Origin of the sequence: Micromonospora fiedleri, assembly GCF_016774385.1 — a bacterium.
Taxonomy (GTDB): domain Bacteria; phylum Actinomycetota; class Actinomycetes; order Mycobacteriales; family Micromonosporaceae; genus Micromonospora; species Micromonospora gifhornensis.
The window spans coordinates 503,615-527,292 of record NZ_JAETXL010000005.1; the positions used below are offsets into that span (position 1 = coordinate 503,615).

General features: G+C 72.4%; 21 protein-coding genes. 8 read left to right on the top strand and 13 right to left on the bottom strand.

Features of this window, described 5'->3' with window-relative positions; genetic code table 11:
• Window positions 1-57 precede the first annotated feature (57 nt).
• The 3 genes from JMF97_RS16415 to JMF97_RS16425 all read right to left on the bottom strand — a co-directional run bounded on the left by JMF97_RS16415 (window position 58) and on the right by JMF97_RS16425 (window position 3,828).
• Window positions 58-1,152 (bottom strand): alpha/beta fold hydrolase, encoded by a 1,095-nt coding sequence (locus JMF97_RS16415; protein ID WP_203222350.1) that lies wholly within the window; start codon window positions 1,150-1,152, stop codon window positions 58-60.
• Complete coding sequence (alr, locus tag JMF97_RS16420) at window positions 1,149-2,267, bottom strand: alanine racemase (protein ID WP_203222351.1); 1,119 nt, start codon at window positions 2,265-2,267, stop codon at window positions 1,149-1,151. The genes JMF97_RS16415 and alr overlap by 4 nt, the downstream gene beginning before the upstream one ends.
• Before the next feature lie 91 nt (window positions 2,268-2,358).
• On the bottom strand, window positions 2,359-3,828 hold the full coding sequence (locus tag JMF97_RS16425) for an NAD(P)H-hydrate dehydratase (RefSeq protein WP_203222352.1): 1,470 nt from the start codon (window positions 3,826-3,828) through the stop codon (window positions 2,359-2,361).
• Window positions 3,829-3,999: 171 nt separating this feature from the next.
• On the opposite strand from JMF97_RS16425, the gene JMF97_RS16430 reads away from it, so the two are divergent.
• Both JMF97_RS16430 and JMF97_RS32035 read left to right on the top strand, forming a co-directional pair.
• A complete protein-coding gene (locus JMF97_RS16430; RefSeq protein ID WP_203222353.1) occupies window positions 4,000-4,296 on the top strand; it encodes a hypothetical protein in 297 nt (98 codons plus the stop codon).
• Window positions 4,293-5,909 carry an alpha/beta hydrolase gene (locus JMF97_RS32035; protein WP_203222354.1) on the top strand — a complete coding sequence of 539 codons (1,617 nt, stop codon included), beginning with the start codon at window positions 4,293-4,295 and terminating at the stop codon, window positions 5,907-5,909. The genes JMF97_RS16430 and JMF97_RS32035 overlap by 4 nt, the downstream gene beginning before the upstream one ends.
• Window positions 5,910-6,041: 132 nt before the next feature.
• Here JMF97_RS32035 and glmS read toward each other — a convergent pair whose 3' ends face one another.
• Window positions 6,042-7,955 carry a glutamine--fructose-6-phosphate transaminase (isomerizing) gene (glmS, locus tag JMF97_RS16440; RefSeq protein WP_203222355.1) on the bottom strand — a complete coding sequence of 638 codons (1,914 nt, stop codon included), beginning with the start codon at window positions 7,953-7,955 and terminating at the stop codon, window positions 6,042-6,044.
• A 157-nt stretch (window positions 7,956-8,112) separates the two neighbouring features.
• Here glmS and JMF97_RS16445 point away from each other — a divergent pair, with 157 nt between their 5' ends.
• Window positions 8,113-9,300: a pyridoxal phosphate-dependent aminotransferase gene (locus tag JMF97_RS16445; RefSeq protein ID WP_203222356.1), complete on the top strand. Its 1,188-nt coding sequence runs from the start codon at window positions 8,113-8,115 to the stop codon at window positions 9,298-9,300.
• A gap of 45 nt (window positions 9,301-9,345) precedes the next feature.
• On the opposite strand, the gene glmM is transcribed toward JMF97_RS16445, so the two are convergent.
• The 7 genes from glmM to JMF97_RS16480 form a co-directional block, all read right to left on the bottom strand.
• On the bottom strand, window positions 9,346-10,701 hold the full coding sequence (gene glmM, locus JMF97_RS16450) for a phosphoglucosamine mutase (protein WP_203222357.1): 1,356 nt from the start codon (window positions 10,699-10,701) through the stop codon (window positions 9,346-9,348).
• A 186-nt stretch (window positions 10,702-10,887) separates the two neighbouring features.
• Window positions 10,888-11,352: a 30S ribosomal protein S9 gene (gene rpsI / locus JMF97_RS16455; protein WP_102658823.1), complete on the bottom strand. Its 465-nt coding sequence runs from the start codon at window positions 11,350-11,352 to the stop codon at window positions 10,888-10,890.
• Window positions 11,353-11,372: 20 nt separating this feature from the next.
• Entirely contained in the window at window positions 11,373-11,816 is a 444-nt protein-coding gene (rplM, locus tag JMF97_RS16460; RefSeq protein WP_092378529.1) for a 50S ribosomal protein L13, read from the bottom strand.
• 208 nt (window positions 11,817-12,024) lie between these two features.
• A complete protein-coding gene (locus JMF97_RS16465; protein WP_203222358.1) occupies window positions 12,025-13,392 on the bottom strand; it encodes an MFS transporter in 1,368 nt (455 codons plus the stop codon).
• 105 nt (window positions 13,393-13,497) lie between these two features.
• A complete protein-coding gene (locus tag JMF97_RS16470; protein WP_013735898.1) occupies window positions 13,498-13,803 on the bottom strand; it encodes a type II toxin-antitoxin system PemK/MazF family toxin in 306 nt (101 codons plus the stop codon).
• Window positions 13,781-14,038, bottom strand: coding sequence for a hypothetical protein (locus JMF97_RS16475; protein ID WP_043721938.1), 258 nt, complete (start codon window positions 14,036-14,038; stop codon window positions 13,781-13,783). The genes JMF97_RS16470 and JMF97_RS16475 overlap by 23 nt, the downstream gene beginning before the upstream one ends.
• 32 nt (window positions 14,039-14,070) lie before the next feature.
• Window positions 14,071-14,586: a class I SAM-dependent methyltransferase gene (locus tag JMF97_RS16480; RefSeq protein ID WP_307816941.1), complete on the bottom strand. Its 516-nt coding sequence runs from the start codon at window positions 14,584-14,586 to the stop codon at window positions 14,071-14,073.
• Between the two features lie 365 nt (window positions 14,587-14,951).
• Between JMF97_RS16480 and JMF97_RS16485 the strand changes: the two genes are divergently transcribed.
• The 5 genes from JMF97_RS16485 to JMF97_RS16505 are packed head-to-tail and all read left to right on the top strand — an operon-like array spanning window position 14,952 to window position 22,574.
• On the top strand, window positions 14,952-17,150 hold the full coding sequence (locus JMF97_RS16485) for a molybdopterin oxidoreductase family protein (RefSeq protein ID WP_203222359.1): 2,199 nt from the start codon (window positions 14,952-14,954) through the stop codon (window positions 17,148-17,150).
• The gene (locus JMF97_RS16490) at window positions 17,147-18,622 is read left to right on the top strand and encodes an FAD-dependent oxidoreductase (RefSeq protein WP_238359448.1); all 1,476 of its coding nucleotides are present in this window, start codon (window positions 17,147-17,149) and stop codon (window positions 18,620-18,622) included. Before JMF97_RS16485 ends, JMF97_RS16490 begins: the two co-directional genes overlap by 4 nt.
• The gene (gene nirB / locus JMF97_RS16495) at window positions 18,619-21,141 is read left to right on the top strand and encodes a nitrite reductase large subunit NirB (protein WP_203222360.1); all 2,523 of its coding nucleotides are present in this window, start codon (window positions 18,619-18,621) and stop codon (window positions 21,139-21,141) included. The genes JMF97_RS16490 and nirB overlap by 4 nt, the downstream gene beginning before the upstream one ends.
• The gene (nirD, locus tag JMF97_RS16500; RefSeq protein ID WP_203222361.1) at window positions 21,138-21,485 is read left to right on the top strand and encodes a nitrite reductase small subunit NirD; all 348 of its coding nucleotides are present in this window, start codon (window positions 21,138-21,140) and stop codon (window positions 21,483-21,485) included. Before nirB ends, nirD begins: the two co-directional genes overlap by 4 nt.
• Window positions 21,486-22,574 carry a uroporphyrinogen-III synthase gene (locus tag JMF97_RS16505; RefSeq protein WP_203222362.1) on the top strand — a complete coding sequence of 363 codons (1,089 nt, stop codon included), beginning with the start codon at window positions 21,486-21,488 and terminating at the stop codon, window positions 22,572-22,574.
• A gap of 119 nt (window positions 22,575-22,693) precedes the next feature.
• On the opposite strand, the gene JMF97_RS16510 is transcribed toward JMF97_RS16505, so the two are convergent.
• Together JMF97_RS16510 and JMF97_RS16515 are read right to left on the bottom strand one after the other, a co-directional pair.
• Window positions 22,694-23,317 (bottom strand): GTP-binding protein, encoded by a 624-nt coding sequence (locus tag JMF97_RS16510; RefSeq protein ID WP_013735905.1) that lies wholly within the window; start codon window positions 23,315-23,317, stop codon window positions 22,694-22,696.
• Window positions 23,298-23,660 (bottom strand): DUF742 domain-containing protein, encoded by a 363-nt coding sequence (locus JMF97_RS16515; RefSeq protein ID WP_203222363.1) that lies wholly within the window; start codon window positions 23,658-23,660, stop codon window positions 23,298-23,300. Before JMF97_RS16515 ends, JMF97_RS16510 begins: the two co-directional genes overlap by 20 nt.
• Window positions 23,661-23,678 lie beyond the last annotated feature (18 nt).

The window sequence follows — 23,678 nt, forward strand, 5'->3', positions numbered from 1 at the left end:
GGCAGAGGGTACGACGACCCTCGGCCCAGGGCCCTCAGCCGCTCCGCACCCCGGTCACTACCGCCCGCAGGTGCCGAGGAACGCCAGCAGGGCCTCGTTCACCTCGTCGGCGTGCTCCAGCATCACCACGTGCCCACTGTCGTTGATCTTGACGAACTCGGCGTGCGGCAACCGCCGGACGATCTCCTCGGAATGGGTCACCGGAGTGATCATGTCCTTGTCCCCGACGATCACCAGCACCGGCGTGCCCTCCAACGCCACAAGCGCCGGGAACCGCGAGTGGGTGGCGATGGTCCGCAGGTAACGGGTCACCGTGTCGGCCGAGGTACGCGAGTTCATCTGCTCGACGTACGACACCAGCGCCGGGCTCGGGTTGCGGGTGCCGAAGCCGTACTTGCGGGTGAGCAGCCAGGCCACGTTGGTGGTCGACTTGCGGGCCCGGTCGATCACCGGCCCGGTGTAGCGGGTGACGTTGCCGGCCATGTAGAGCACCGGGCTGCCCACCCGCCCGAGCAGGGCCGGGGCGACCAGCTTCGTCTCCGCCAGCAACCCGCCCGAGGTGGCCATCAGCACGGTGCCCACCACCCGGTCGTCGAACATCTCCGGATACAACTCGGCGAGCGCCATGATGGTCATGCCGCCCATCGAGTGGCCGACCAGCACCAACGGCCCCTCGGCCGCCACCTCGTCGATGACCCGGCGCAGCGTGTGGCCGAGCGCGTCGAGGTCGTACTCGCCGGTCTCCAGCCGACCGGAACGGCCGTGACCGGGCTGGTCGTACGCGACAACCCGGTGCTCGCCCCGCTCGGCGAGCAGTTTGCGCTGGAAGTGGAAGGTGCCCATGTCCAGGCAGAAACCGTGCACCAGCACCACCGTCGGGTTGCCCTCGACGGGACGGGTCGGCTCGACCACCTCGACGTGGATGTCGGTGCCGTCCGGCATCTCCAGCCGGTACGCCTCGTCGTACCGCTGCTGACCGAAGACCTCACCGGCGTACGGATCGGTCGGGTCCGCCTTCAACCGGCGGACCAGGGCCCGTTCGGTGGCGACCCCGGCGGCGGTCACCGCGGCGGCCACCCCGAGCGCCGCACCCACCAGACCGGCGGCCCGCCCCGCCGCCGTACGCGGCCGAGGAATCAGGTGCCGACTCATGAATCGGTGCCGTCGTACACGCGAGGGACGCGGGTGCTGCCGAAGCGGGTGACGATCTCGTAGTTGATCGTGCCGACCGCCTCGGCCCAGTCGTCGGCGGTGGGCTCACCGTCGGCACCGCTGCCGAACAGGGTCGCCACGTCACCGGCGGCCACCGGGTCGTCGCCGCAGTCGAGGACGAACTGGTCCATGCAGACCCGCCCGGAGATGGTCCGGCGGCGTCCGCCGAGCTGCACCGGGCCGGTGTTCGAGGCGTGCCGGGGCACCCCGTCGGCGTACCCGAGCGGCACCACGGCCAGGTTCGCGTCGCGCTCGGTGGTGTACGTGTGGCCGTACGAGACGCCGGTGCCGGCCGGGACCCGCTTGGTCAACATCACCCGGGCGCGGGCGGTCATCGCCGGCCGCAGCCCGTGGGTCTCGCCGGCCACCGGGGAGAGGCCGTAGACGGCCAGCCCCGGGCGGACCAGGTCGAAGTGGGTGTCGGGTCGGGTCAGGGTGGCGGCGGAGTTGGCCAGGTGCCGGTAACGGGGGCGCAGCCCGGCCCGCTCGACCATGGCCAGACCCTCGTGGAAGACGGCCAACTGCCGGTCCGTGGTCGGATGACCGGGCATGTCCGCGTACACGAAATGGCTCCACACCCCGACCACCTCGACCAGGCCGTCGGCCTGCGCCTTGGCCGCGGCGTCGAGCAGGGCCGGCCAGTCGGCGACCGTCGCCCCGTTCCGGGACAACCCGGTGTCGATCTTGAGGTGGATGCGGGCGGGCCGTTGCGCCCGGCGGCTCGCCTCGCCCGCCTCGTCCAGCTGCGGCAGGCTCGCCACGCCCAGGTCCACGTCGGCCGCGACACCGGTGTGCAGCGGCAGTCCCGGCGCGAGCAGCCAGGCGAGCACCGGGGCGTCGATGCCGGCCGCGCGCAGCGCCAACGCCTCGTCCAGGGTGCAGACACCGAGCCAGGTCGCCCCGGCGTCGAGCGCGGCGCGGGCGGCCGGGACCATGCCGTGGCCGTAGCCGTCGGCCTTCACCACCGCCATCAGCTCGGCGCTGGTGCCGGCGCGCATCCGGTCGACGTTCTCCCGGATCGCGTCGAGATCCACGCGCACCTCAGCCTGCCACATGCCTCCACCCTACTTTCCGCGCTGATCACCGCAGGGCGACCCGGCCAGGTCCGGCCGGTCGACTGCCCCGGTGGGCGGGGTCGGAGGGCCGTCAGGGCAGCCGGGCGAGCACCGGCCGCAGCGCCGCGGCCACGTCGGGCGCGGTGACCGGACCGGACCGGGCCGCCTCCCGACCGGCCAGGCCATGCAGGTACGCCGCCGCGGCGGCGGCCCGCTCCGCCGGCAGCCCGGCCGCGAGCAGCGAGCCGAGCAGCCCGGCCAGCACGTCCCCGGTCCCGCCGGTGGCCAGCGCGGGGGTGCCGGTCGGGTTGACGTACGCCCGGCCGTCCGGCGTGCCGATCACCGTACGGTCGCCCTTGAGCAGCACCACGGCGTTCATCCAGGCGGCCAGCCGGAGCGTGGCGGCCACCCGGTCGGTGCCAGGCGTCTCGCCGCAGAGTCGGGTGAACTCCCGGTCGTGCGGCGTGACCACGATCGGGGCGTCACGTCGGCGCAACTGGTCGGCGAGGGACCCGTCGACGAGCAGGGTCAGCGCGTCCGCGTCCAGCACCGCGGGCACCGGGGCGGCCAGCACCGTACGCAGTTCAGTCGTCGCCCGCTCGTCGGTGCCCAACCCCGACCCGCACACCCAGGCCTGCACTCGTCCGGCGTCGGCCACCCGGCCGGTCGCGATCACCGACGGGTGCTCGCGTACCACGTCGTCGCGGGCGCCACCGGCGTAGCGGACCAGGCCGGTCGGCCCGGCCAGCGCCCCACCGACGGAGAGCATCGCGGCGCCCGGGTACGTCGCCGAACCGGTGGCCACCCCGACCACGCCCCGGGTGTACTTCTCCGACGCGGCACCGAGGCGGGGCCACCACTGCGCCACGTCCGACCACTCCACCACGTGCAGCGCCGGGGTGCCGCGCAGCCACGGGGTGAGCCCGATGTCGACCAGCTCCACCTGCCCGGCCAGCGCGGCGGCCGGGCCGACCACCAGGGCCGGCTTCAGCGCGCCGAAGGCGACCGTGACGTCGGCGCGTACCGCGTTGGGTCGGCCGGAGGCGGTCAGCGGGACGTCGCCGGTGTCCACCGCCACCCCGCTGGGCACGTCCACCGCCACCACCGTCGCCCGGGCACCGTCGCGCCCGGCGTGGTCCAGCAGGCTCGCCGCCAACTGCTCGGCGGTCTCCCGCAGCCCGCCGTGCCCGCCGATGCCCACGATGCCGTCGAGCACCAGGTCGACCACGGCCGGGGGATGCGCCACGACCCGTCCACCGGCGGCGCGCAGGGCGGCCAGCCCGTCGGCGTGCGCGCGTTCCGGGGTGAGCAGCAACGCCGACACCGCCGCACCCCGCTGGGCCAGGCGTGCCCCGGCGTAGAGGGTGTCGCCGCCGTTGTCGCCGGAGCCGACGAGCAGCAGCACCGGTGCGGCGTACACCCCGCCCCGCTCGGCGAGCAGCAGCGCGCAGCGGCGCGCCAGCCCGGCGGCGGCGCGCTGCATCAGCGTGCCCGGCGGAAGTTCGGCCATCAGTGCCGCCTCCGCCGCCCGTACGTCCGCGACCCGCCAGACTGATCTCACCCGGCCCACCCTACCGGCGCGAGGGTCGCAAGATAGCCCTCCGTCGCCGACCGGGCAACGCCTGTGGACAACCCGACGGTACGCCCCACAGTGGTTGTCCACAGGGCACCGTCGTGCCGCCCGGCACCGCCTAGCGTCCTGCCCGTCGGCGCTACGGGGGTGGGAGAGGCGATGAGCGAGCAGGACTTGACCGTGCAGCCGGAACGGCTGGACCGGACCGGGCGATCGCTGGGTGAGCAGGGCCATCGGCTGGCGAGTGGGCTGGCCGGGATACCGGGGTTGACGGCACCGACCCCCGGCTGGTCGGCCGGGGTTGCGCTGGGCACCCTGGAGGCGGCCGTGCACTCCTGGTCGGCTCGGCTCGGCGCCCGGGTCACCCAGACCGGTGACGCGGTACGCGCCGCCGCTCGGTCCTACGAGTCGGTGGACGGTCGGGCGGCGGCCCGGCTGGCCACCCTGCCCCGGTGACCCGGCCGGGAGTGGTCCGGCCGGACCAGGTCGGCTACGCCCAGCTCTCGACGGCCGACCCGACGCGCTGGCGGGCCACCGGGACGGCCTGGGCGGGACTGGTCGGCCCGACCCGACGACGGGCCACCGAGTTGGCGAACGACGCCGCGGCGTTGCGGTCGCAGTGGTCGGGTCTGGCCGCGACCGCAGCCGAGAAGCAGGTGTCCGACCTGCGGGTCGAGTTGCTCGCCCTGGCCCCGGTGGCGATCGAGATCGACCAGGTGCTGGCCGAGTTCGCCGCCCGGCTGACCGTGGCCCGGGCACGGCTGGCGGCAGCGGTGACCCTGGCCGCCAGCGCCGGAGTGCTGATCGACCGTTGGGGTCGGACCAGTCCCGATCCGAGCCGGGTGCCGGCCCACCGGGCCGTCCAGACGGTGGCGCCGGTGACGACGGCGCTGCGCGACGCCCTCGACCTGGCCACGGCGGCGGATCGGGAGGCCGCCGACCGTCTCGACCAACTGACCGCGGACGCCGAGTCGGGTTGGCTGAGCCGACCGCCGGCGGGCCGACCCGCACCGCACTCCGATCCCGCCGAGGTCAACCGCTGGTGGAACGGGCTCAGCCCCGCGCAGCGCCGTTGGCTGGTCGGGCACGAGCCGGAGCTGATCGGCGGGTTGGACGGGATTCCGGCCGCCGCCCGCGACCAGGCCAACCGACTGCTGCTGGAGGTACGCCGAGCCGCGCTGGTGCGACGCTGGGAGGAGTTGCTGGCCCGGATGCCCCGCGGCCCCGCCGAGATGGTCGGGCTACGTGCCGTCGAAGCCGCGCTGAGCGGGCTGGACGCGTTGACGTCCCGGCTGGCGTCGCCGGACGCACCGCGCGCGTACCTGCTCGGACTGGACGTCGGCGGTGAGGGGCGGACGGTGGTGGCGTTGGGCAACCCGGATCGGGCCGCCAACATCCTGACCCACGTGCCGGGCACGACCTCCGGGCTGCACGACGCCACCGATGATCTGGGGCGCGCCGCCCGGGTGCTGTCCCGCTGTGCCGACCTGGCGCCGGGGCAGGAGACCTCGGCGGTGCTCTGGCTGGACTACGACGCCCCGGATTTCCTGCACGAGGCGGCCTGGGACAGGCAGGCCCACGCGGCCGGTGACGCGCTGCACCGGTTCCAGGAGGGGTTGCGGGCCACCCACGACGACGGGCCGGCCGCCCGGCAGACAGTGCTCGGGCACAGCTACGGGTCGCTGGTGGTGGGCGGCGCCGCCCGGGATCACGGGCTCGCCGCCGACGCGTTGGTCTTCGTCGGCTCGCCCGGAGTCGGCGTGCAGCACGCCACCGACCTGGGCGTACCGGCCGGACAGGTGTGGGCCAGCCGCGCGCCCGACGACGTGATCCGGCTGACCCGCTCGCCGGGCGAGCTGGCCCGGCACGCGGTGCTCAGCCTCTCCCCCGCCGCCGGGATCGTCGGGCTGCTGACCGGCGACGACGACCAACGCTGGTTCGGGCGGGACCCGGCCGAACCCTCCTTCGGCGGCCGGAGCTTCCCCAGCGGCCGGTACGGCCACAGCGGCTACTGGCATCCGGACAATCCAGCGCTGGACGGCATGGCCCGGATCGTCCTCGGCCAGTGACGGCGCTCCCAACGGCAGAAGCGGCGGCCAGGCGGTGACGATGCTCCGGCAGAAGCGCGGCGGCCAAGCAATGACGGCGCTTCGGCAGAACCGGTGGCCGGGCGGTCAGGGGTGACCGCCCGGCGCGACCGGCTACTCGACGGTGACGGACTTGGCGAGGTTGCGCGGTTGGTCCACGTCGTGCCCCCGGGCGGCGGCGATCTCGGCGGCGAAGATCTGCAACGGCACGGTCGTCAGCAGCGGCGCGAGCAGCGTCGGCGTACGCGGCACGTAGATCAGATGGTCGGCGTAACGCACCACCGACTCGTCGCCCTCCTCGGCGATCACGATGGTGCGGGCGCCTCGGGCGCGTACCTCCTGGATGTTGGAGACGATCTTGTCGTGCAGCAGGCCGCGGCCCACCGGCGAGGGCACCACGCAGATCACCGGGGTGCCCTGGTCGATCAGGGCGATCGGGCCGTGCTTGAGCTCGCCCGCGGCGAAGCCCTCGGCGTGCATGTACGCCAACTCCTTGAGCTTGAGCGCACCCTCCAGCGCCACCGGGTAGCCCACGTGCCGGCCGATGAACAGCACCGTCGGTTGGTCGGCCAGCTCGCGGGCCAGCTCCCGGACCGGCTCGATGCGCCCGAGCAGCTCGCGCAGCTTGTCCGGCACCTGGTGCAGCTGCTCCACCACGGCCGCCACCTCGTCGGCGAACTTGATGCCGCGCACCTGGGCCAGGTGCAGGCCGATCAGGTAGCAGGCGACCAACTGGGTGAGGAACGCCTTGGTGGAGGCGACGGCGATCTCCGGCCCGCCGTGGGTGTAGAGCACCGCGTCGGACTCGCGGGGAATGGTGGAGCCGTTGGTGTTGCAGATGGCCAGCACCCGGGCCTTCTGGTCCTTGGCGTGCCGCAGCGCCATCAGGGTGTCCATCGTCTCGCCGGACTGCGAGATCACCACGATCAGCGTGGACCGGTCGAGCACCGGGTCGCGGTAGCGGAACTCGCTGGCCAGCTCCACCTCGCAGGGGATCCGGGTCCAGTGCTCGATGGCGTACTTGGCGACCAGTCCGGAGTGGTACGCGGTGCCGCAGGCCACGATGAAGATCTTGTCGACATCGCGTAGATCCTGGTCGCTGAGGCGCACCTCGTCGAGCATGATCTCGCCGCTCTCGGTCAGTCGGCCGAGCAGCGTGTCGGCGACGGCCTGCGGCTGCTCCTCGATTTCCTTGAGCATGAACCAGTCGTAGCCGCCCTTCTCCGCGGCCGAGGAGTCCCAGTCGATGTGGAAGTCCTTGCCGCTGGCGGGCTGACCGGCGAAGTCAGTGATCTCGATGGTGTCGGCGGTGATCAGGACGATCTGGTCCTGGCCCAGCTCGACCGCGTCGCGGGTGTGTTCGATGAACGCGGCGACATCGCTGGCCAGGTAGTTCTCCCCGTCGCCCCGGCCGACCACCAGGGGTGAGTTGCGGCGGGCGCCGACCACCGCACCGGGGATCGCGGCGTCCACGGCGAGCAGCGTGAAGGCACCCTCCAGCCGCTGGCAGACCACCTGCATGGCGGCGGAGAGCAGGTGCGGCCCGTCCGGCTGACCGGCCGCGCGCAGCTCGGCCAGTGCCTTGGCGAGCAGGTGCGCCGCGCACTCGGTGTCGGTGTCGCTGGCGAAGGTGACGCCGTCGTCCTCCAACTCGGTGCGGAGCTTGGCGAAGTTCTCGATGATGCCGTTGTGGATGACCGCGACCCGGCCGTCCGGCGACAGGTGCGGGTGGGCGTTGCGGTCGGTGGGGCCGCCGTGGGTGGCCCAGCGCGTGTGGCCGATGCCGGTGGTGCCGTCGCCGATGCCGAGCGGGCTGGCACCGCAACCGTCCGGGTCCTCGGCGGCGCGTTCGGAGAGCACCTTCTCCAGGTTGGCCAGCTTGCCGGCCTTCTTCTCGGTCAACAGCTGTCCGTCGCAGGCGACGGCGACGCCGGCCGAGTCGTAGCCGCGGTACTCCAGTCGCCGCAGACCGTCGAGCACGATGCCGAGCGCCGGTCGGGCACCGGCGTAACCCACGATTCCACACATGGGTGGCAGCCTAACTAGTTTCGCTCACGTTGTCTGCGCGAAAGCCGGGTAAACAATCACTGAATTTGAGCGATTAGGCAGGATTGGGTGATCGGGCTCACAAAGCACTCACGTTGGGCCGGGCGACGCGATGGCCCGCACCCGTACCCTGACGGGCGTGACGAGCACTGATGTCGACCCCCTGGTGAACCGGATGCGCCCGTTCGGGACGACGATCTTCGCCGAGATGTCCGCCCTCGCCGTCCGGACCGGCGCGGTGAACCTCGGGCAGGGCTTCCCGGACACCGACGGCCCGCCGGAGATGCTCGCCGCCGCGGCCGAGGCGCTGCGCTCCGGCCGCAACCAGTACCCGCCGGGCCCCGGCATCCCCGAGCTGCGCGCGGCGGTGGCGGCCCACCAACACCGCTTCTGGGGCCTGGAGTACGACCCGGACGGCGAAGTGGTGATCACCGCCGGTGCCACCGAGGCGATCGCCGCGGCGATCCTCGCCCTCTGCGAGCCCGGTGACGAGGTGGTCTGCTTCGAGCCGTACTACGACTCGTACGCCGCCTCGATCGCGCTGGCCGGTGCGGTGCGGCGACCGGTCACCCTGCGCCCCGGCCCCGACGGCCGGTACGCCTTCGACCCGGCGGCGCTGCGCGCCGCGTTCGGCCCGCGTACCCGGCTGGTGCTGCTGAACTCGCCGCACAACCCGACCGGCAAGGTCTTCACCCCGGCCGAACTGGCCCTGGTCGCCGAACTCTGCCAGGAGCACGGCGCGTACGCGGTCACCGACGAGGTGTACGAGCACCTGGTCTTCACCGACGCGGCGAGCGAACACATCCCGCTGGCGAGCCTGCCCGGCATGCGCGAGCGCACCCTGCGCATCTCCTCGGCTGGCAAGACCTTCTCCTGCACCGGTTGGAAGGTGGGCTGGGCGAGCGGGCCGGCCGCGCTGGTCTCCGCGATGCTGCGGGTCAAGCAGTTCCTCACCTTCGTCAACGCCGCACCCCTGCAACCCGCCGTGGCGGTCGCGCTCGGCCTGCCCGACGCCTACTTCACCGAGTTCCGCGCCGGCATGCAGGCCCGCCGGGACCAGCTGATCGGCGGGCTCACCGAGGCCGGATTCGAGGTGCTCACCCCGGAGGGAACGTACTTCGTCACCGCGGACATCGGCCCGCTCGGCGGCGACGACGGCATCGAGTTCTGCCGTTCGCTGCCGCAGCGTTGCGGGGTGGTGGCCGTGCCCACCCAGGTCTTCTACGACGACCCTGTGGCCGGCCGTCGGCTGATTCGCTTCGCCTTCTGCAAACGCCCAGAGCTGCTCGCCGAGGCGGTGTCCCGCCTGGGCGCTGCGCTTCGTTAAGAGGGGGCCCTTCCTCTACCCGAGGCGTTAATAAGGTGCCCTTCCTTACACTGCAGGGCTGGCGGTGCGGACCTGGGTGGCGATGCGTTCGGCGACCTCCTGAGCGACCGCCTCGGTGGCCGCCTCGACCATCACCCGCACCAGCGGCTCGGTGCCCGACGGGCGCAGCAGCACCCGGCCGGTCTCGCCCAGCTCGGCCTCGGCCCGCTGCACCTCGGCGCGGACCGCCGGCGCGGCGGCACCCACGGTGCGGTCCCCGACCGGCACGTTGATCAGCACCTGCGGCAGCTTGGTCACCACCGCCGCGAGGTCGGCCAGGGTACGGCCGGTGGCCGCCATCCGGGCCATCAGGTGCAACCCGGTCAGCACCCCGTCGCCGGTGGTCGCGTACGCGGGCATCACGATGTGTCCGCTCTGCTCGCCACCGAGCGCCAACCCGGAGGCGCGCAACTCCTCCAGCACGTACCGGTCGCCGACCTTGGTCTCGATCAGTCGGATGCCTTCGGCGGACATGGCCAGGCGCAGGCCGAGGTTGCTCATCACGGTGGCGACCAGGGTGTCCCCGGTCAGCGTGCCGGCCTCCCGCATGGCCAGGGCCAGGATCGCCATCACCTGGTCGCCGTCGACCTCGTCGCCGTCGGCGGTCACCGCGACGCACCGGTCGGCGTCACCGTCGTGCGCGATGCCCAGGTGCGCGCCGTGCTCGACCACTGCCTGACGCAGGGTCGCGATGTGGTTCGACCCGCACTCGTCGTTGATGTTCAGCCCGTCCGGCTCGGCGTGGATCGCGATGACCTCGGCACCGGCCTCCCGGTACGCCGCCGGCGCCACCTCGGCGGCGGCGCCGTTGGCGCAGTCCACCACGACCTTGATCCCGTCGAGGCGGTGCGGCACGGTGCCGACGAGGTGCTGCACGTAGTGGTCGGCACCATCGAGCAGGTCGTGCACCCGACCGACTCCCGCGCCGACCGGGCGCTTCCAGGCGGTGCTGCCGTTGGCCTCGACGGTCGCCTCTATCCGCATCTCGATCTCGTCGGGCAGCTTGTGCCCGCCGGCCGCGAAGAGCTTGATCCCGTTGTCCGGCATCGGGTTGTGCGAGGCGGACAGCATCACCCCGAGGTCCGCCTTGGCCTCCGCGGTGAGGAACGCCACGGCCGGGGTGGGCAGCACACCGACCCGGACGACAGTCGCGCCCGCGCTGGTCAGCCCGGCGACCACGGCCGCCTCCAGCATCTCGCCGCTGGCCCGGGTGTCCCGTCCGACCACGGCCAGCGGGGCATGACTTCGATCCGACTCGGCAAGGGTGTGGGCAGCCGCGACCGCCACCGAGAGTGCCAACTCCGGGGTGAGATCGGCGTTCGCGCGCCCGCGTACGCCGTCCGTGCCGAACAACCGGCCCATACCCGCCAACCTCCGATGAAACTTGCCGTCGTGGGAGAAATTGCCCTGGGAAAGGAGGACGGAAACTGCCCTGTGAGAAGGGGCGGAACCTGCCCTGTCACGAAGAGGCGGAAACGGCCGGCCCACCTCCCGAGTCGAGGGGAGGCGGACCGGCCGTCCGTCAGAAGTACAAGGTGCGGCTGAAGATCAGCGCTTCGAGTACTGAGGAGCCTTACGGGCCTTCTTGAGGCCGTACTTCTTGCTTTCCTTGACCCGGGCGTCCCGGGTCAGGAAGCCGGCCTTCTTCAGGGCCGGGCGGTCGTCCGGCTCGTTGACGATCAGCGCCCGGGCGATGGCCAGCCGCAGCGCACCGGCCTGGCCGGTGGTGCCGCCGCCACGCAGGTTGGCGATGACGTCGAAGGCCTCGGGCTTCTCGGCGGTGACCAGCGGGTCCTTGATCAGCTGCTGGTGCACCTTGCTCGGGAAGTAGGCCTCAAGGTCCCGACCGTTGCAGGTGATCTTGCCGGTGCCCGGCACGATCCGCACCCGGACGATGGCCTCCTTGCGGCGGCCCACGGTCTGGATCGGGCGGTCACCACGAGGCGCGCGGGCGACGGGCGCCGGCGCCTCGGTGGCCTCGGGGGCAACCTCGGTGGCGGTGATGTCGGTCATGCTGCTTCCTTCGCCCGCGCTCACTGCGCGATCTGCTTGATCTCGAACGGCATCGGCTGCTGCGCGCCGTGCGGGTGCTCTGCACCGGCGTAGACCTTCAGCTTCTTGATCAGCTGACGGCCGAGCTTGTTGTGCGGGAGCATCCCCTTGACAGCCAGCTCGATGGCCCGCTCGGGGCGCTTGGACAGCAGCTCCTCGTAGCCGACCTGCTTGAGGCCACCCGGGTAACCGGAGTGCCGGTAAGCGATCTTCTGCTGGCGCTTGTTGCCGGTCAGCGCAACCTTGCCCGCGTTCACGACGACGACGAAGTCGCCCGTGTCGACGTGCGGCGCGAAAGTCGGCTTGTGCTTGCCCCGCAGCAGCGTGGCGGCGTGGGTGGCCAGGCGGCCCAGCACGACATCAGAGGCGTCGATGACGTGCCACTGACGCTCGATCTCACCCGGCTTCGGGCTGTACGTACGCACAGGTCTACCTTGTCTCGTCGTCGGTCTGGGGTCGCGCGCCGAGGTGACCAGGACATCCCAGCCGGACCAGCGCGCACGAACGACCAAGCGTACCTCAGGCGGCACGCCCACAGATGTCGTACAACAGCAGGCAACGATACCCGCAGCCCGACCGGCCGGTCAAAACGGGGTCCGGCAGGCGCGCCGACGGCACCGGAAATGGCCTTGATCACACCCCGGCCCGGGCCAGCCGGGCCCCGGGACGCAGGTACGCGGCCCAGGTGAGCACGAGCAGCACCAGGAAGAAGCCCACGTAGAAGCGCAGCGCCGGCTGGATCCCACCGTAGGTCGACCGGGCCCAGGCGTAACAGATCGGCACCAGAAAACCACCGAGGGCACCGACCGCCGAGATGATGCCCAACGCGCCGGCGGCCTGCCGGCGCATCGCCAGCATCACCTCCGGCGAGCCCCCCAGCTCCTCCCCCTTGACCTGGAAGATCCGACTGATCATCCGGTAGGTCGAGCCGTTGCCGACGCCGGTGGCCACGAACAGCAGCAGGAAGGCCACGAAGAAGACGCCCAGGCTGCGCTGCTCGACCGACCAGAGCGCGGCCAGCGCGCCGACGGCCATCAGCACGAAGCTGACCATCGTCACCCGGGCGCCGCCCACCACGTCGGAGAGCCGGCCGCCGAAGGGGCGGCAGAACGAGCCGACCGCCGCGCCGAGGAAGGCCCAGGTCAGTGCGACGTCCGGCCGACCGAACACCGAGGTGAGCAGGGTCGGGAAGGCCGCCGAGTAGCCGATGAACGAGCCGAAGGTGCCGATGTACAGCAGGGACATGATCCAGGTGTCCCGATGCCGCAGCGACGACCAGACCGGCCGTACGTCGGCCTTCGCCTCCACCAGGTTGTCCATGAACAGGTACGCGCAGACCGCGGCGATCACCGCCAGCGGGATGTACATCAGCCCGGCCCGGGCCAGCGCGAGCCCGCCACCGAGCACGATCATCTGCGGCACCAGGAACTGCACCACCGCCACACCGATGTTGCCGCCGGCGGCGTTGAGCCCCAGCGCCCAGCCCTTCTCCCGTTCCGGATAGAAGAAGGAGATGTTGGCCATGCTGGAGGCGAAGTTGCCGCCGCCGAACCCGGCGGTGGCGGCGATCAGCAGCAACACCGGGAAGCCGACCTCCGGCCGCTCGACCGCCCAGGCCAGGCCCGCGCAGGGCACGATCAGCAGCAGGGCGGAGACGATCGTCCAGTTCCGGCCGCCGAACACCGGCACCGCGAAGGTGTACGGCAACCGCAGCAACGCGCCGACCCCGCTCGGTACGGCGGTCAGCCAGAGCGCCTGGCTGGTGGTCAACTGCCAACCGGCGTCACCGAGCCGGACGACGACGATGCTCCACAGCAGCCACACCGAGAAGCCGATGTGTTCGGCGAAGATCGACCAGATCAGGTTGCGGCGGGCGATCCGGCTGCCGGTCGTACGCCAGAAGGTGTGGTCCTCCGGTGCCCAGTGCCCGATCCAGCGGCCGGGACGGCGGTCCAGGGTCTCCTCCTGGACGGCCTCGGGTTGCGCGCTCGTGGTGGTCATGGCGCCGAAGCTAGGAATCGACAGTTACCGTGGCGTTCGTCCTTCGGGTCGACCCGGCAACGGGACGCGCACCACCGGCCGGGGTGCGCGGTGAGACGCGCCGGTTCAGAGTTGCTGGAGGATGCGCAGTGCCCGGTCGACGTGGCGCATCGTCTCGGCGTCGGCCACGTCCACGCACTCGGTGAACCACTTCTTCATCGGCGAGGAGATCCGGTCGGGCATCACCACCCAGCCACCCATCGGCACCGCCAGCGGCGAGTCACGCAGCAACGCCGCCTCGACCACCTCGGCGACGATCACGATGGGCACGGCGGTGGAGTTGTAGACGTCGGAACTGATCACCAGCCCGAGCCGCTCGCGGGCCCCCTCGATCCGCCAGACCTCGCCCCTACGCAGCACGTGGGCGACCACCGAAGAGCAGGTCGTCGACCATGCCCACCTCCTGCGCGTCGGCCAGCGAGGCGGACTCCAGATCCAGCCCGGCCCGACCCACCGCGGCGGCGTGGGCCGCGAAGACCTCGCGCAGCGCCTTCTCCCGCGCGGCCTGGTCCATCCAGGCGGAGAGGGAGAGCCCTTCCCGTTTGGCGAACCGTCGGGCGTCCGCGATCGTCTCGTCGGAGAACGACAGAGTCACCTTGGCTGTCATGCCAGTCAGACTACCGCTGGTATGACCGCCAGTCATCCGATCCGCACACTGTCGGGCAACTCCGGGGCGTGGCCGCCGAAGACGGCGAAGCGCCAGGCCTTGAAGAAGCAGTCCACGTCCACCAGGCCGACCTCGGTCAGCCACCGGCACTGCTCGCCCACCGGCGCGGGCCGGTCGTACGCCATCCGCTGCTCGGCGGCGGCGATCTCGTCGGCGTCGGAGCCGCGCTCGACGATCTGCGACAGCCAGACCTGGTGGTAGCGCCGGTCCAGTGCGGCCGTCGGGCCGGCTACCTGTTCGGCGTTGACGAAGGCGCCGCCGGGCGTGAGCGCCTCGGCCGCCCGCCGGTACAGGTCCCGCTTGCCCGCGTCGTCGAGGTGGTGGATCGCCAGCGCGCTGACCACGGCGTCGTACCGGCCCTCGGGCAGCGGGTCGGCCAGGTCGGCAAGCACCACCCGGTGGGGTACGCCCCGGCCGGTCAGGTGCTCGGTGGCGACGGCGAGCATCTTCGGCGCGGCGTCGACCAGGGTCAGCCGGGCCTCGGGCACGACGGCGGCGATCAGCGACGAACAGCAGGCCGGTGCCGGCGCCGAGGTCCAGCACCTGAGGCGTACGTCCGGCGGCGAGGGCGGCCCGCAACGGCGGTGCGACCACCTCGACGGCGGTGCCGTAGAAGTCGTCGAAGCAGGGCACCAGCCGTCGCCGGGCCGCATCGTAGCTGCCGGCTGCGGCGTCGAACGCCTGAGACACGTCCATGGCGACCACTCCAGTCTTCCCAATATGCGGGAGCCTCGTTCCACATTCTAGGCCATGCGATCCGGTGCGCCGCCGCCGTGCGGTGTGAGCGGCACTTGACAGGACCGAAACAAACGGGACGCGGGCCGGAAACTGGGCGGCGGCACGCTTTGCCGACATGACAGACGGTGCACGGTCGGCGACTGCATCGGGGCACCCGCCCCGGGAGGTGGCGACGCACTGCCCGTACTGCGCCCTCCAGTGCGGGATGACGCTGCGTGATCAGGACGGCCGGGTGTCCGTACTCCCCCGGCAGTTCCCCACCAACCGCGGCGGCCTGTGCCAGAAGGGCTGGACCTCGGCCGAGCTGCTGACCCACCCGGACCGGCTGACCACCCCGCTGCTGCGCGACCCGGCCAGCGGCGAACTCCGCCCGGCCGGCTGGGAGGCCGCGCTGGACCGCATCGCCACCGGCATCGGCGAGGTGCAGCGACGACACGGCCGCGACGCGGTCGCCGTCTTCGGTGGCGGCGGGCTCACCAACGAGAAGGCGTACGCGCTGGGCAAGTTCGCCCGCGTCACGCTGGGCACCCGCAACATCGACTACAACGGACGGTTCTGCATGTCGTCGGCGGCCGCGGCCGGGATGCGCGCCTTCGGTGTCGACCGTGGACTGCCGTTCCCGCTGTCCGACCTCGGGCACGCCGACACCCTGGTGCTGGTCGGCGCGAACCCGGCGGAGACCATGCCCCCGCTGGTGCGCTGGCTCACCGAGCTGCGGCAGCGCGGCGGCAGGCTGATCGTGGTCGACCCCCGGGTCACCGCCACCGCGCGGCAGGCCGACCTGCACCTGCAACCGCTGCCCGGCACCGACCTGGCGGTGGCCAACGCGCTGCTGCACATCGCCCTGACCGAGGGCTACGTCGACGACGACTACGTGGCCACCCGTACCACCGGCTTCACCGACGTCCGGCGCACGGTGGCGGGTTGGTGGCCGGCGCGGGCCGAGGCGCTCTCCGGCGTACCGGTGGCCGACCTGGAGGCGACGGCCCGCGCCCTCGGCACCGCGAAACGGGCGATCATCCTCACCGCGCGGGGCGCGGAACAGCACGCCAAGGGCGTCGACACGGTCACCGCCTTCGTCAACCTCGCCCTGGCGCTCGGCCTGCCCGGCCGCCCCGGCTCCGGGTACGGCTGCCTCACCGGGCAGGGCAACGGGCAGGGTGGCCGCGAGCACGGGCAGAAGGCCGACCAGCTGCCCGGTTACCGCAGGATCGACGACCCGGCGGCCCGTGCCCACGTCGCGCAGGTGTGGGGAGTGTCCGCCGACGACCTGCCCGGCCCCGGCGTGCCCGCGTACCAGTTGCTGGATTCGCTCGGCACGTCGGACGGTCCCCGCGCGCTGCTGGTCTTCGGCTCCAACCCGGTGGTCTCCGCCCCTCGGGCGGCACGGATCGAGAGCCGACTGCGCGAGCTGGACCTGCTCGTCGTCACCGATCTCCTGCTCTCCGAGACGGCGGCGCTGGCCGACGTGGTGCTGCCCACCGCCCAGTGGGCCGAGGAGGACGGCACGATGACCAATCTGGAGGGACGGGTGCTGCGTCGCCGCGCCCTGCGCCCACCCCCGCCCGGCGTCCGCACCGACCTCGCCATCCTCGCCACCCTCACCACCCGGTTGAAAGGAAGGGCCCCTTCTTATCGCCTCGCGCAGAGCAGGGGCCCCCTGTTAACAGCCGACAGCGACGCCGAAGCAGCCGCCGACAGCGAACGCGAGGCGCGAGCCGCCGACCCGCGTACCGTCTTCGCCGAACTGCGGCGGGCCTCGGCCGGCGGGATCGCCGACTACGCCGGGATCGGCTGGGACCGGATCGACGCCGCCGACGGCGTGTTCTGGCCGTGCCCCCGCGAGGACGGGCCGGACTCGCCGCGACTGTTCGCCGACGGCTTCCCCACCCCCGACGGACGCGCCCGGTTCCATCCGGTGGAGCACCGGCCGGCGGCCGAGGAGGTCTGCGCGGAGTACCCGCTGCACTTCACCACCGGCCGGGTGCTCGCCCAGTACCAGTCCGGCACCCAGACCCGCCGGGTGGCCGCGCTGCGCCAGGCCGCTCCCGACGCCTTCGTGGAGCTGCATCCCGACCTCGCCGGGCGGCTCGGGGTGGCCGACGGCGAACCGGTGCGGGTGCTCTCCCGGCGGGGCGAGTTCCGGGCACCGGCCCGGCTCAGCCCGGCGATCCGGCCGGACACCGTCTTCGCACCGTTCCACTGGGGTGGCGCCGCCCGGGCCAACTCCGTCACCAACGACGCCGTCGACCCGATCTCCGGCATGCCCGAATTCAAGATCTGCGCGGTCCGGGTGGAACGGGTGGCGTCATGAGTGAGCGCCAGCGAGCGGACGGCCGGCCCGACGCGATGAGCGGCGAGCGGGTGGTGGTGGTCGGCAACGGGATGGCCGGCGCCCGTCTCGCCGCCGAGTTGCACGCCCGGGGTCAGGACAAGGTCACCGTGGTCGGTGCGGAGCCGCACCGGGCGTACAACCGGATCATGCTGTCCACGCTGCTCGCCGGCAAGATCGGCGAGCCGGACGTGGAGTTGACGGAGGCCACCGGTCGCGGCGTCGACCTGCGCACCGGAGTCGCGGTACGGGCCATCGACCGTGCCACCCGGGAGGTACGCACCGACGACGGCGACCGGATCGGCTACGACCACCTGGTGCTCGCCACCGGTGCGCAGGCGGTGGTGCCGGCGTTGCCCGGCCTCGACCCGACCTCGCCGCCGCAACGGGTGGTCGCCTTCCGGACCCTGGCCGACTGCCGGCGCATCCTCGCCCTGGCCGAGGGCGCCCGCCGCGCCCTGGTGCTCGGCGGTGGGCTGCTCGGCCTGGAGGCCGCCCGTGGGCTGGCCGCACGAGGGCTGGACGTCGCGGTGGTGCACCGGGTGCCGTACCTGATGGAACGCCAACTCGACGCCATGGCCGGCGAGATCCTGGCCGGCACCCTCGCCGAACTCGGCGTGACCACCCACCTGGCCGTCACCCCGACCGGCCTGACGGCCGACGCCTGCGGGGTCCGGCTGAGCCTGTCCGACGGCCGTACGCTCGACGCCGACCTGCTGGTCCTCGCCTGCGGGGTACGCCCCGACACCGCGCTCGCCGAGGCGGCCGGCCTGCCGGTGGACCGGGGTGTGCTGGTCGACGACCGGCTGCGCACCAGCGACCCCCGGATCTCCGCGATCGGCGACTGCGCGCAGCACGGCACCGCCCCGACCGGCCTGGTCGCCCCGGCCTGGTCGCAGGCCCGGGTGGTGGCCCAACTGCTGACCGGGCAGGACCCGCAGGCCCGCTACCACCCCCGGCCGGTGGTCACCCGGCTCAAGGCGGCCGGCATCGACCTCGCGGCGATGGGTGACCCGACGAACGGTCCCGGCGAACAGTTGACCTTCGCCGACCCGGCCCGGGGCACGTACGCCCGGCTGCGCATCCACGACGAGCGGTTGGCCGCCGCGATCCTGCTCGGCGACAACCCGTCGGTGGGCACGGTCATCCAGTTGTTCGACCGGGGTCATCCGGTACCCGCCGACCGGCGGGCACTGCTGCTCGGCCGGGCCGTGGGCGGGGCCGTCGCGGCACCTGCCGCCTCCCCGGCGTTGATGCCCGACACGGCCACCGTGTGCCAGTGCAACACGGTCAGCAAGGGCGCGCTGGTGACCTGCTGGCGGAGCGGGGCGCGCACGTTCGACGAGGTCGTCGCCGGGACCAGGGCCGGTACCGGCTGCGGCAGCTGCCGGGACGCGGTCGCCGGCATCGTCGACTGGTTGTCCAGAGCGGATCCGGTGGAGGTGGGACGATGACCGGCGGCAACGTGGTCGTGATCGGCAACGGCATGGTCGGGCAGCGGTTCGTGGACGCACTGCGTTCGCGGGACCCGCAGGGCCGCTGGCGGGTCACCGTGCTCGCCGAGGAGCCCCGACCGGCGTACGACCGGGTGCGGCTCTCGGCGTACTTCGACGGCGTCTCGGCCGACGACCTGAACCTGCACACCGCGTACGACGGGGTGCGGCTACGCCTCGGTGAGGCGGCCCTCGGGGTGGACCGGGCATGTCGGGTGGTGACCACGGCCGACGGCGAGTACCCGTACGACGTGCTGGTCTTCGCCACCGGTTCGTCGGCGTTCGTGCCCCCGGTCGACGGCGTCGGCCTGCCCGGGGTGTTCGTCTACCGGACGCTGGACGACCTGGCGGCGATCGAGGGGCACGCGCAGGGCCGGCGGACCGGTGCGGTGATCGGGGGCGGTCTGCTCGGCCTGGAGGCGGCGAATGCGCTACGCCTGCTCGGCCTGTCCACGAGCGTGGTGGAGTTCGCGCCCCGGCTGATGCCGGCCCAGGTCGACACCGCCGGTGGTGCGCTGCTGCGCCGGTACGTGGAGGAACTGGGGGTGGCGTGCCACCTCGGAGTGGCCACCACCGCGTTGCGGCCCGGACCGGACGGTGCGGTCGCCGTCCTGGAACTGGCCGACGGCACGCTGCTCGACGCCGACCTGGTGGTGGTGGCCGCCGGCATCCGCCCCCGTGACGAGTTGGCCCGTCGCGCCGGACTCGACGTCGGCCCGCGCGGCGGGCTGCTGGTGGACGATTCCTGCCGCACCAGCGACGAGCGGATCTACGCGGTCGGCGAGTGCGCGGCGGTCGAGGGCACCTGCTACGGCCTGGTGGCACCCGGGTACGCGATGGCCGAGGTGGTGGCCGACCGGCTGGTCGGTGGGGCGGCCACCTTCCCCGGCGCGGACACCGCCACCAAGCTCAAGCTGCTCGGCGTCGACGTGGCCTCGTTCGGTGACGCGCACGGCGCCACGCCGGGCTGCCTGGACGTGACGTACACCGATCCGGCCACCCGGGTCTACGCCAAGCTGGTCCTCTCCGACGACGCGACGACGCTGCTCGGTGGGGTGCTGGTGGGTGACGCCAGCGCGTACCCGACCCTACGGGCGAGTGTGGGCGGGCCGCTGCCGGCGCCCCCGTTGGCGTTGCTCGCCCCGGCCGGTGCCGAGGGCGCGACGGTGGGGGCGCTGCCGGCGTCCGCGCAGGTCTGTTCCTGCAACGCGGTGACCCGCGCGGACATCGACGCGGCCATCGCCGACGGTTGCGCGGACGTGGCCGCCCTGAAGGCGTGCACCCGGGCCGGCACCAGTTGCGGTTCCTGCGTGCCGATGCTCAAGCAACTGCTCGACGCGGCCGGGGTCACCCAGTCCCGGGCGCTGTGCGAGCACTTCGACCTCAGCCGGCAGGAGCTGTTCGACATCGTCCGGGTACGCGGCATCCGGACCTTCTCCCGGCTGATCACCGAACACGGGCGGGGCCGGGGTTGCGACATCTGCAAGCCGGTCGTCGCCTCGATCCTCGCCTCGCTCGGCAACGGGCACATCCTCGACGGCGAGCAGGCCGCGTTGCAGGACACCAACGACCACTTCCTGGCGAACCTGCAACGCGACGGCAGCTACTCGGTGGTGCCCCGGATCCCCGGCGGTGAGATCACCCCGGAGAAGCTCATCGTCATCGGCGAGGTGGCCCGGGACTTCCAGCTCTACACGAAGATCACCGGTGGTCAGCGGATCGACCTGTTCGGGGCCCGGGTGGAGCAACTGCCGCAGATCTGGCGTCGGCTGGTCGACGCCGGGTTCGAGTCCGGTCACGCGTACGGCAAGGCGCTGCGGACGGTGAAGTCCTGTGTCGGCTCGACCTGGTGCCGGTACGGCGTGCAGGACTCGGTCGGCCTCGCCGTCGCGCTCGAACTGCGCTACCGGGGACTGCGCGCCCCACACAAAATCAAGTCGGCGGTCTCCGGTTGTGCTCGGGAGTGCGCCGAGGCGCGCAGCAAGGATTTCGGCATCATCGCCACCGAGACCGGCTGGAACCTCTACCTCGGCGGCAACGGTGGCTTCCGGCCCCGGCACGCCGACCTGTTCGCCACTGATCTGTCCACGGAAGCACTGATCCAGCTCATGGACAGATTCCTCATGTACTACATCCGCACCGCCGACCGGTTGCAACGCACCGCCGCCTGGATCGAAGCCATGGACGGCGGCCTCGACCACCTGCGAGCAGTCATCGTGGACGACTCGCTCGGCCTCTGCGCCGACCTCGACGCCGCGATGGCCCGGCACGTCACGTCCTACTCGGACGAATGGCGTGACGTGCTCGACGACCCGGACCGGTTACGCCGGTTCACCTCCTTCGTCAACGCGCCGGACGTACCCGACCCGTCGATCACCTTCGTCACCGAACGCGGGCAACCCGTACCCGCCGGCGGCCGACCATCCACATCCGACGGCCGGCAATCGGTCACCCTCGGGCTGCCGGAGGTGCGGCGATGAGCACCGTGACGACCGTGCGCTGGCACACCGTCTGCCCGCTGAGCCGACTGGACCTGGACCGGGGCGTCGCCGCCCTGATCGACGGCGTCCAGGTCGCGCTCTTCCGGACCGCCGACGGGTTGTACGCAATCGAGAACCGAGACCCGGTCACCGGCGCGTACGTGCTGTCCCGGGGCATCGTGGGCAGCCGCCGCGGCGTGCCCACGGTCGCCTCGCCGCTGCACAAGCAGGTGTACGACCTGCGTACGGGGGACTGTCTCGACCTGCCAGGTGTCTGTGTTGCCCGGCACGAGATCCGTTGCCGGGACGGCATGGTCGAGGTGCGGCTGCGACAGGAGGAGTGAATGCGCGAGGAACTGGCCGGCTTCACCATCGGGGTGACCGCCGACCGGCGGCGAGACGAACTCGCCGCGCTGCTCCAGCGGCGCGGCGCGCGGGTGGTGCTCGCGCCCGCGCTGCGGATCGTGCCGCTCGCGGACGACAGCGCGCTGCGCGAGGCCACCCGGGCCTGCCTGGACCGGCCACCGGACGTGCTGATGGCCAACACCGGGATCGGCATGCGCGGGTGGCTGGAGGCCGCCGAAGGCTGGGGGGTCGCCGAGCCGCTGCGCTCGGTGCTCAGCGACGCGTACGTGGTGGCCCGGGGCCCGAAGGCACGTGGCGCGATCCGCGCGGCCGGCCTGTACGACCAGTGGTCCCCGGAATCGGAGAGCTGTGACGAGGTCGTCGAGCACCTGCGCCAGCGGGGGGTGGCCGGGCAGGTGATCGCCATGCAGTTGCACGGCGATCGGCAGCCCGAGTGCACCCGCGCCCTGGAGGAGGCCGGGGCGACCGTCATCGAGATTCCGGTCTACCGCTGGGCGCCACCGACCGATCCGGCGCCTCTGCACCGGCTGGTCGACCTGGTGGCCGGGCGGCTGGTGGACGCGGTCACCTTCACCTCGGCACCGGCGGCGGAGGCGCTGCTGCGCGCCGCGGGTGACCGGACGGAGGCGGTCCTGGCCGCGTTGCGCAGCGACGTGCTGGCCAGTTGTGTCGGCCCGGTGACCGCCGAGCCGTTGGTCCGCCGGGGCGTGCCGGTGAGCGCGCCGAGCCGGGCCCGGTTGGGTGCGCTGGTGCGCACCATCGTCGACGAACTGCCCCGCCGTACGGTCACCATCAAGGTCGCCGGGCATCTGCTCACGCTGCGCGGGCACGCCGCCGTGGTGGACGGGGAGCTGCGTCCGTTGGCGCCGGCGCCGATGGCGGTGCTGCGGGCACTGGCCCAGTCTCCGGGTCGGGTGCTGTCGCGTACCGCCCTGCTGCGGACGCTGCCGCGCGGTGCCGACGAGCACGCCGTGGAGATGGCGGTGGCCCGGCTACGCGCCGGTCTGAAGGCTCCCCGGGTGGTGCAGACCGTTGTCAAGCGCGGCTACCGCCTCCGCGTCGACTGACGTGAAAGGAAGGGCCCCTTGTTAACGCCTGGGGTAGTACAGGGGGCCCCGCTTAACAGGCGACGGGCACCTGTCCTACCGACACCGGGCGGTGTCGGTAGGACAGGTGCCGTCAGAGGTCAGCCGACCGGGGTCGGGAAACCCCTGTCGTGTTCGGCCTGCAGCCGCGCCATGGCGTGCTCGACGACTGTCACCATCACCTGCTTGACCGACTCACGCCGCCGGGCGTCGGTCATCACCAGCGGTACGTCCGGCGAGATGGCCAGCGCCTCGCGTACCTCGTCCAGTTCGTACTGCGGCGCGCCGTCGAACCGGTTCAGCGCGACCACGTACGGCAGCCTGCGGTTCTCGAAGTAGTCCAGAGGCGCGAAGGCGTCGGTGATCCGGCGGGTGTCCACCAGCACGGCGGCGCCCACCGCACCACGGATGATCTCGTCCCACATGAACCAGAACCGGGTCTGCCCAGGTGTGCCGAAGAGGTACAGGATCAGATCCTGCGCCATGGTGATCCGGCCGAAGTCCATGGCGACCGTGGTGGTCTCCTTGCCCGGCACCTTTGACGAGTCGTCGATCCCGACGCCCGCCGCGGTCATCACCGCCTCGGTGGTCAGCGGTGTGATCTCCGAGATCGCACCGACCAACGTGGTCTTGCCGACACCGAAGCCACCCGCGACGACGATCTTCGCGGAGATGATTCCCCGGCTCTGGCGGGCCCCGGCGGGGTCATAGCTCGCGAAGTCCACTCAGCACCCTTCCCAGCATTTCCATCCGCTCCTCGTAACCTGTGGCGGGAGCGGCCGTCTGTAGCGTCAACAGGCCGTCGGCCACCATGTCGGCGACCAGCACCCGGGCGACACCCAGCGGTAGCCGGGTGTACGCGGCGATCTCCGCCAGGGACTCAGGGCGGCCCTCGCAGACCATGGCGATGCGATGCTTGTCGTGCCCGGCAAACCGCGACTCGGCGATCTGGGTGGGGCTGGCGATCAGCACCGCCTCCAGGGCGATGTCCTGGAGCGGTTCGGTGCGGCCCCTGGTGACCGCGTACGGTCGCACCAGAGCGCCCCGCGGGTCACGTCGCGGATCCATCCGCAATCACCTCCTCTC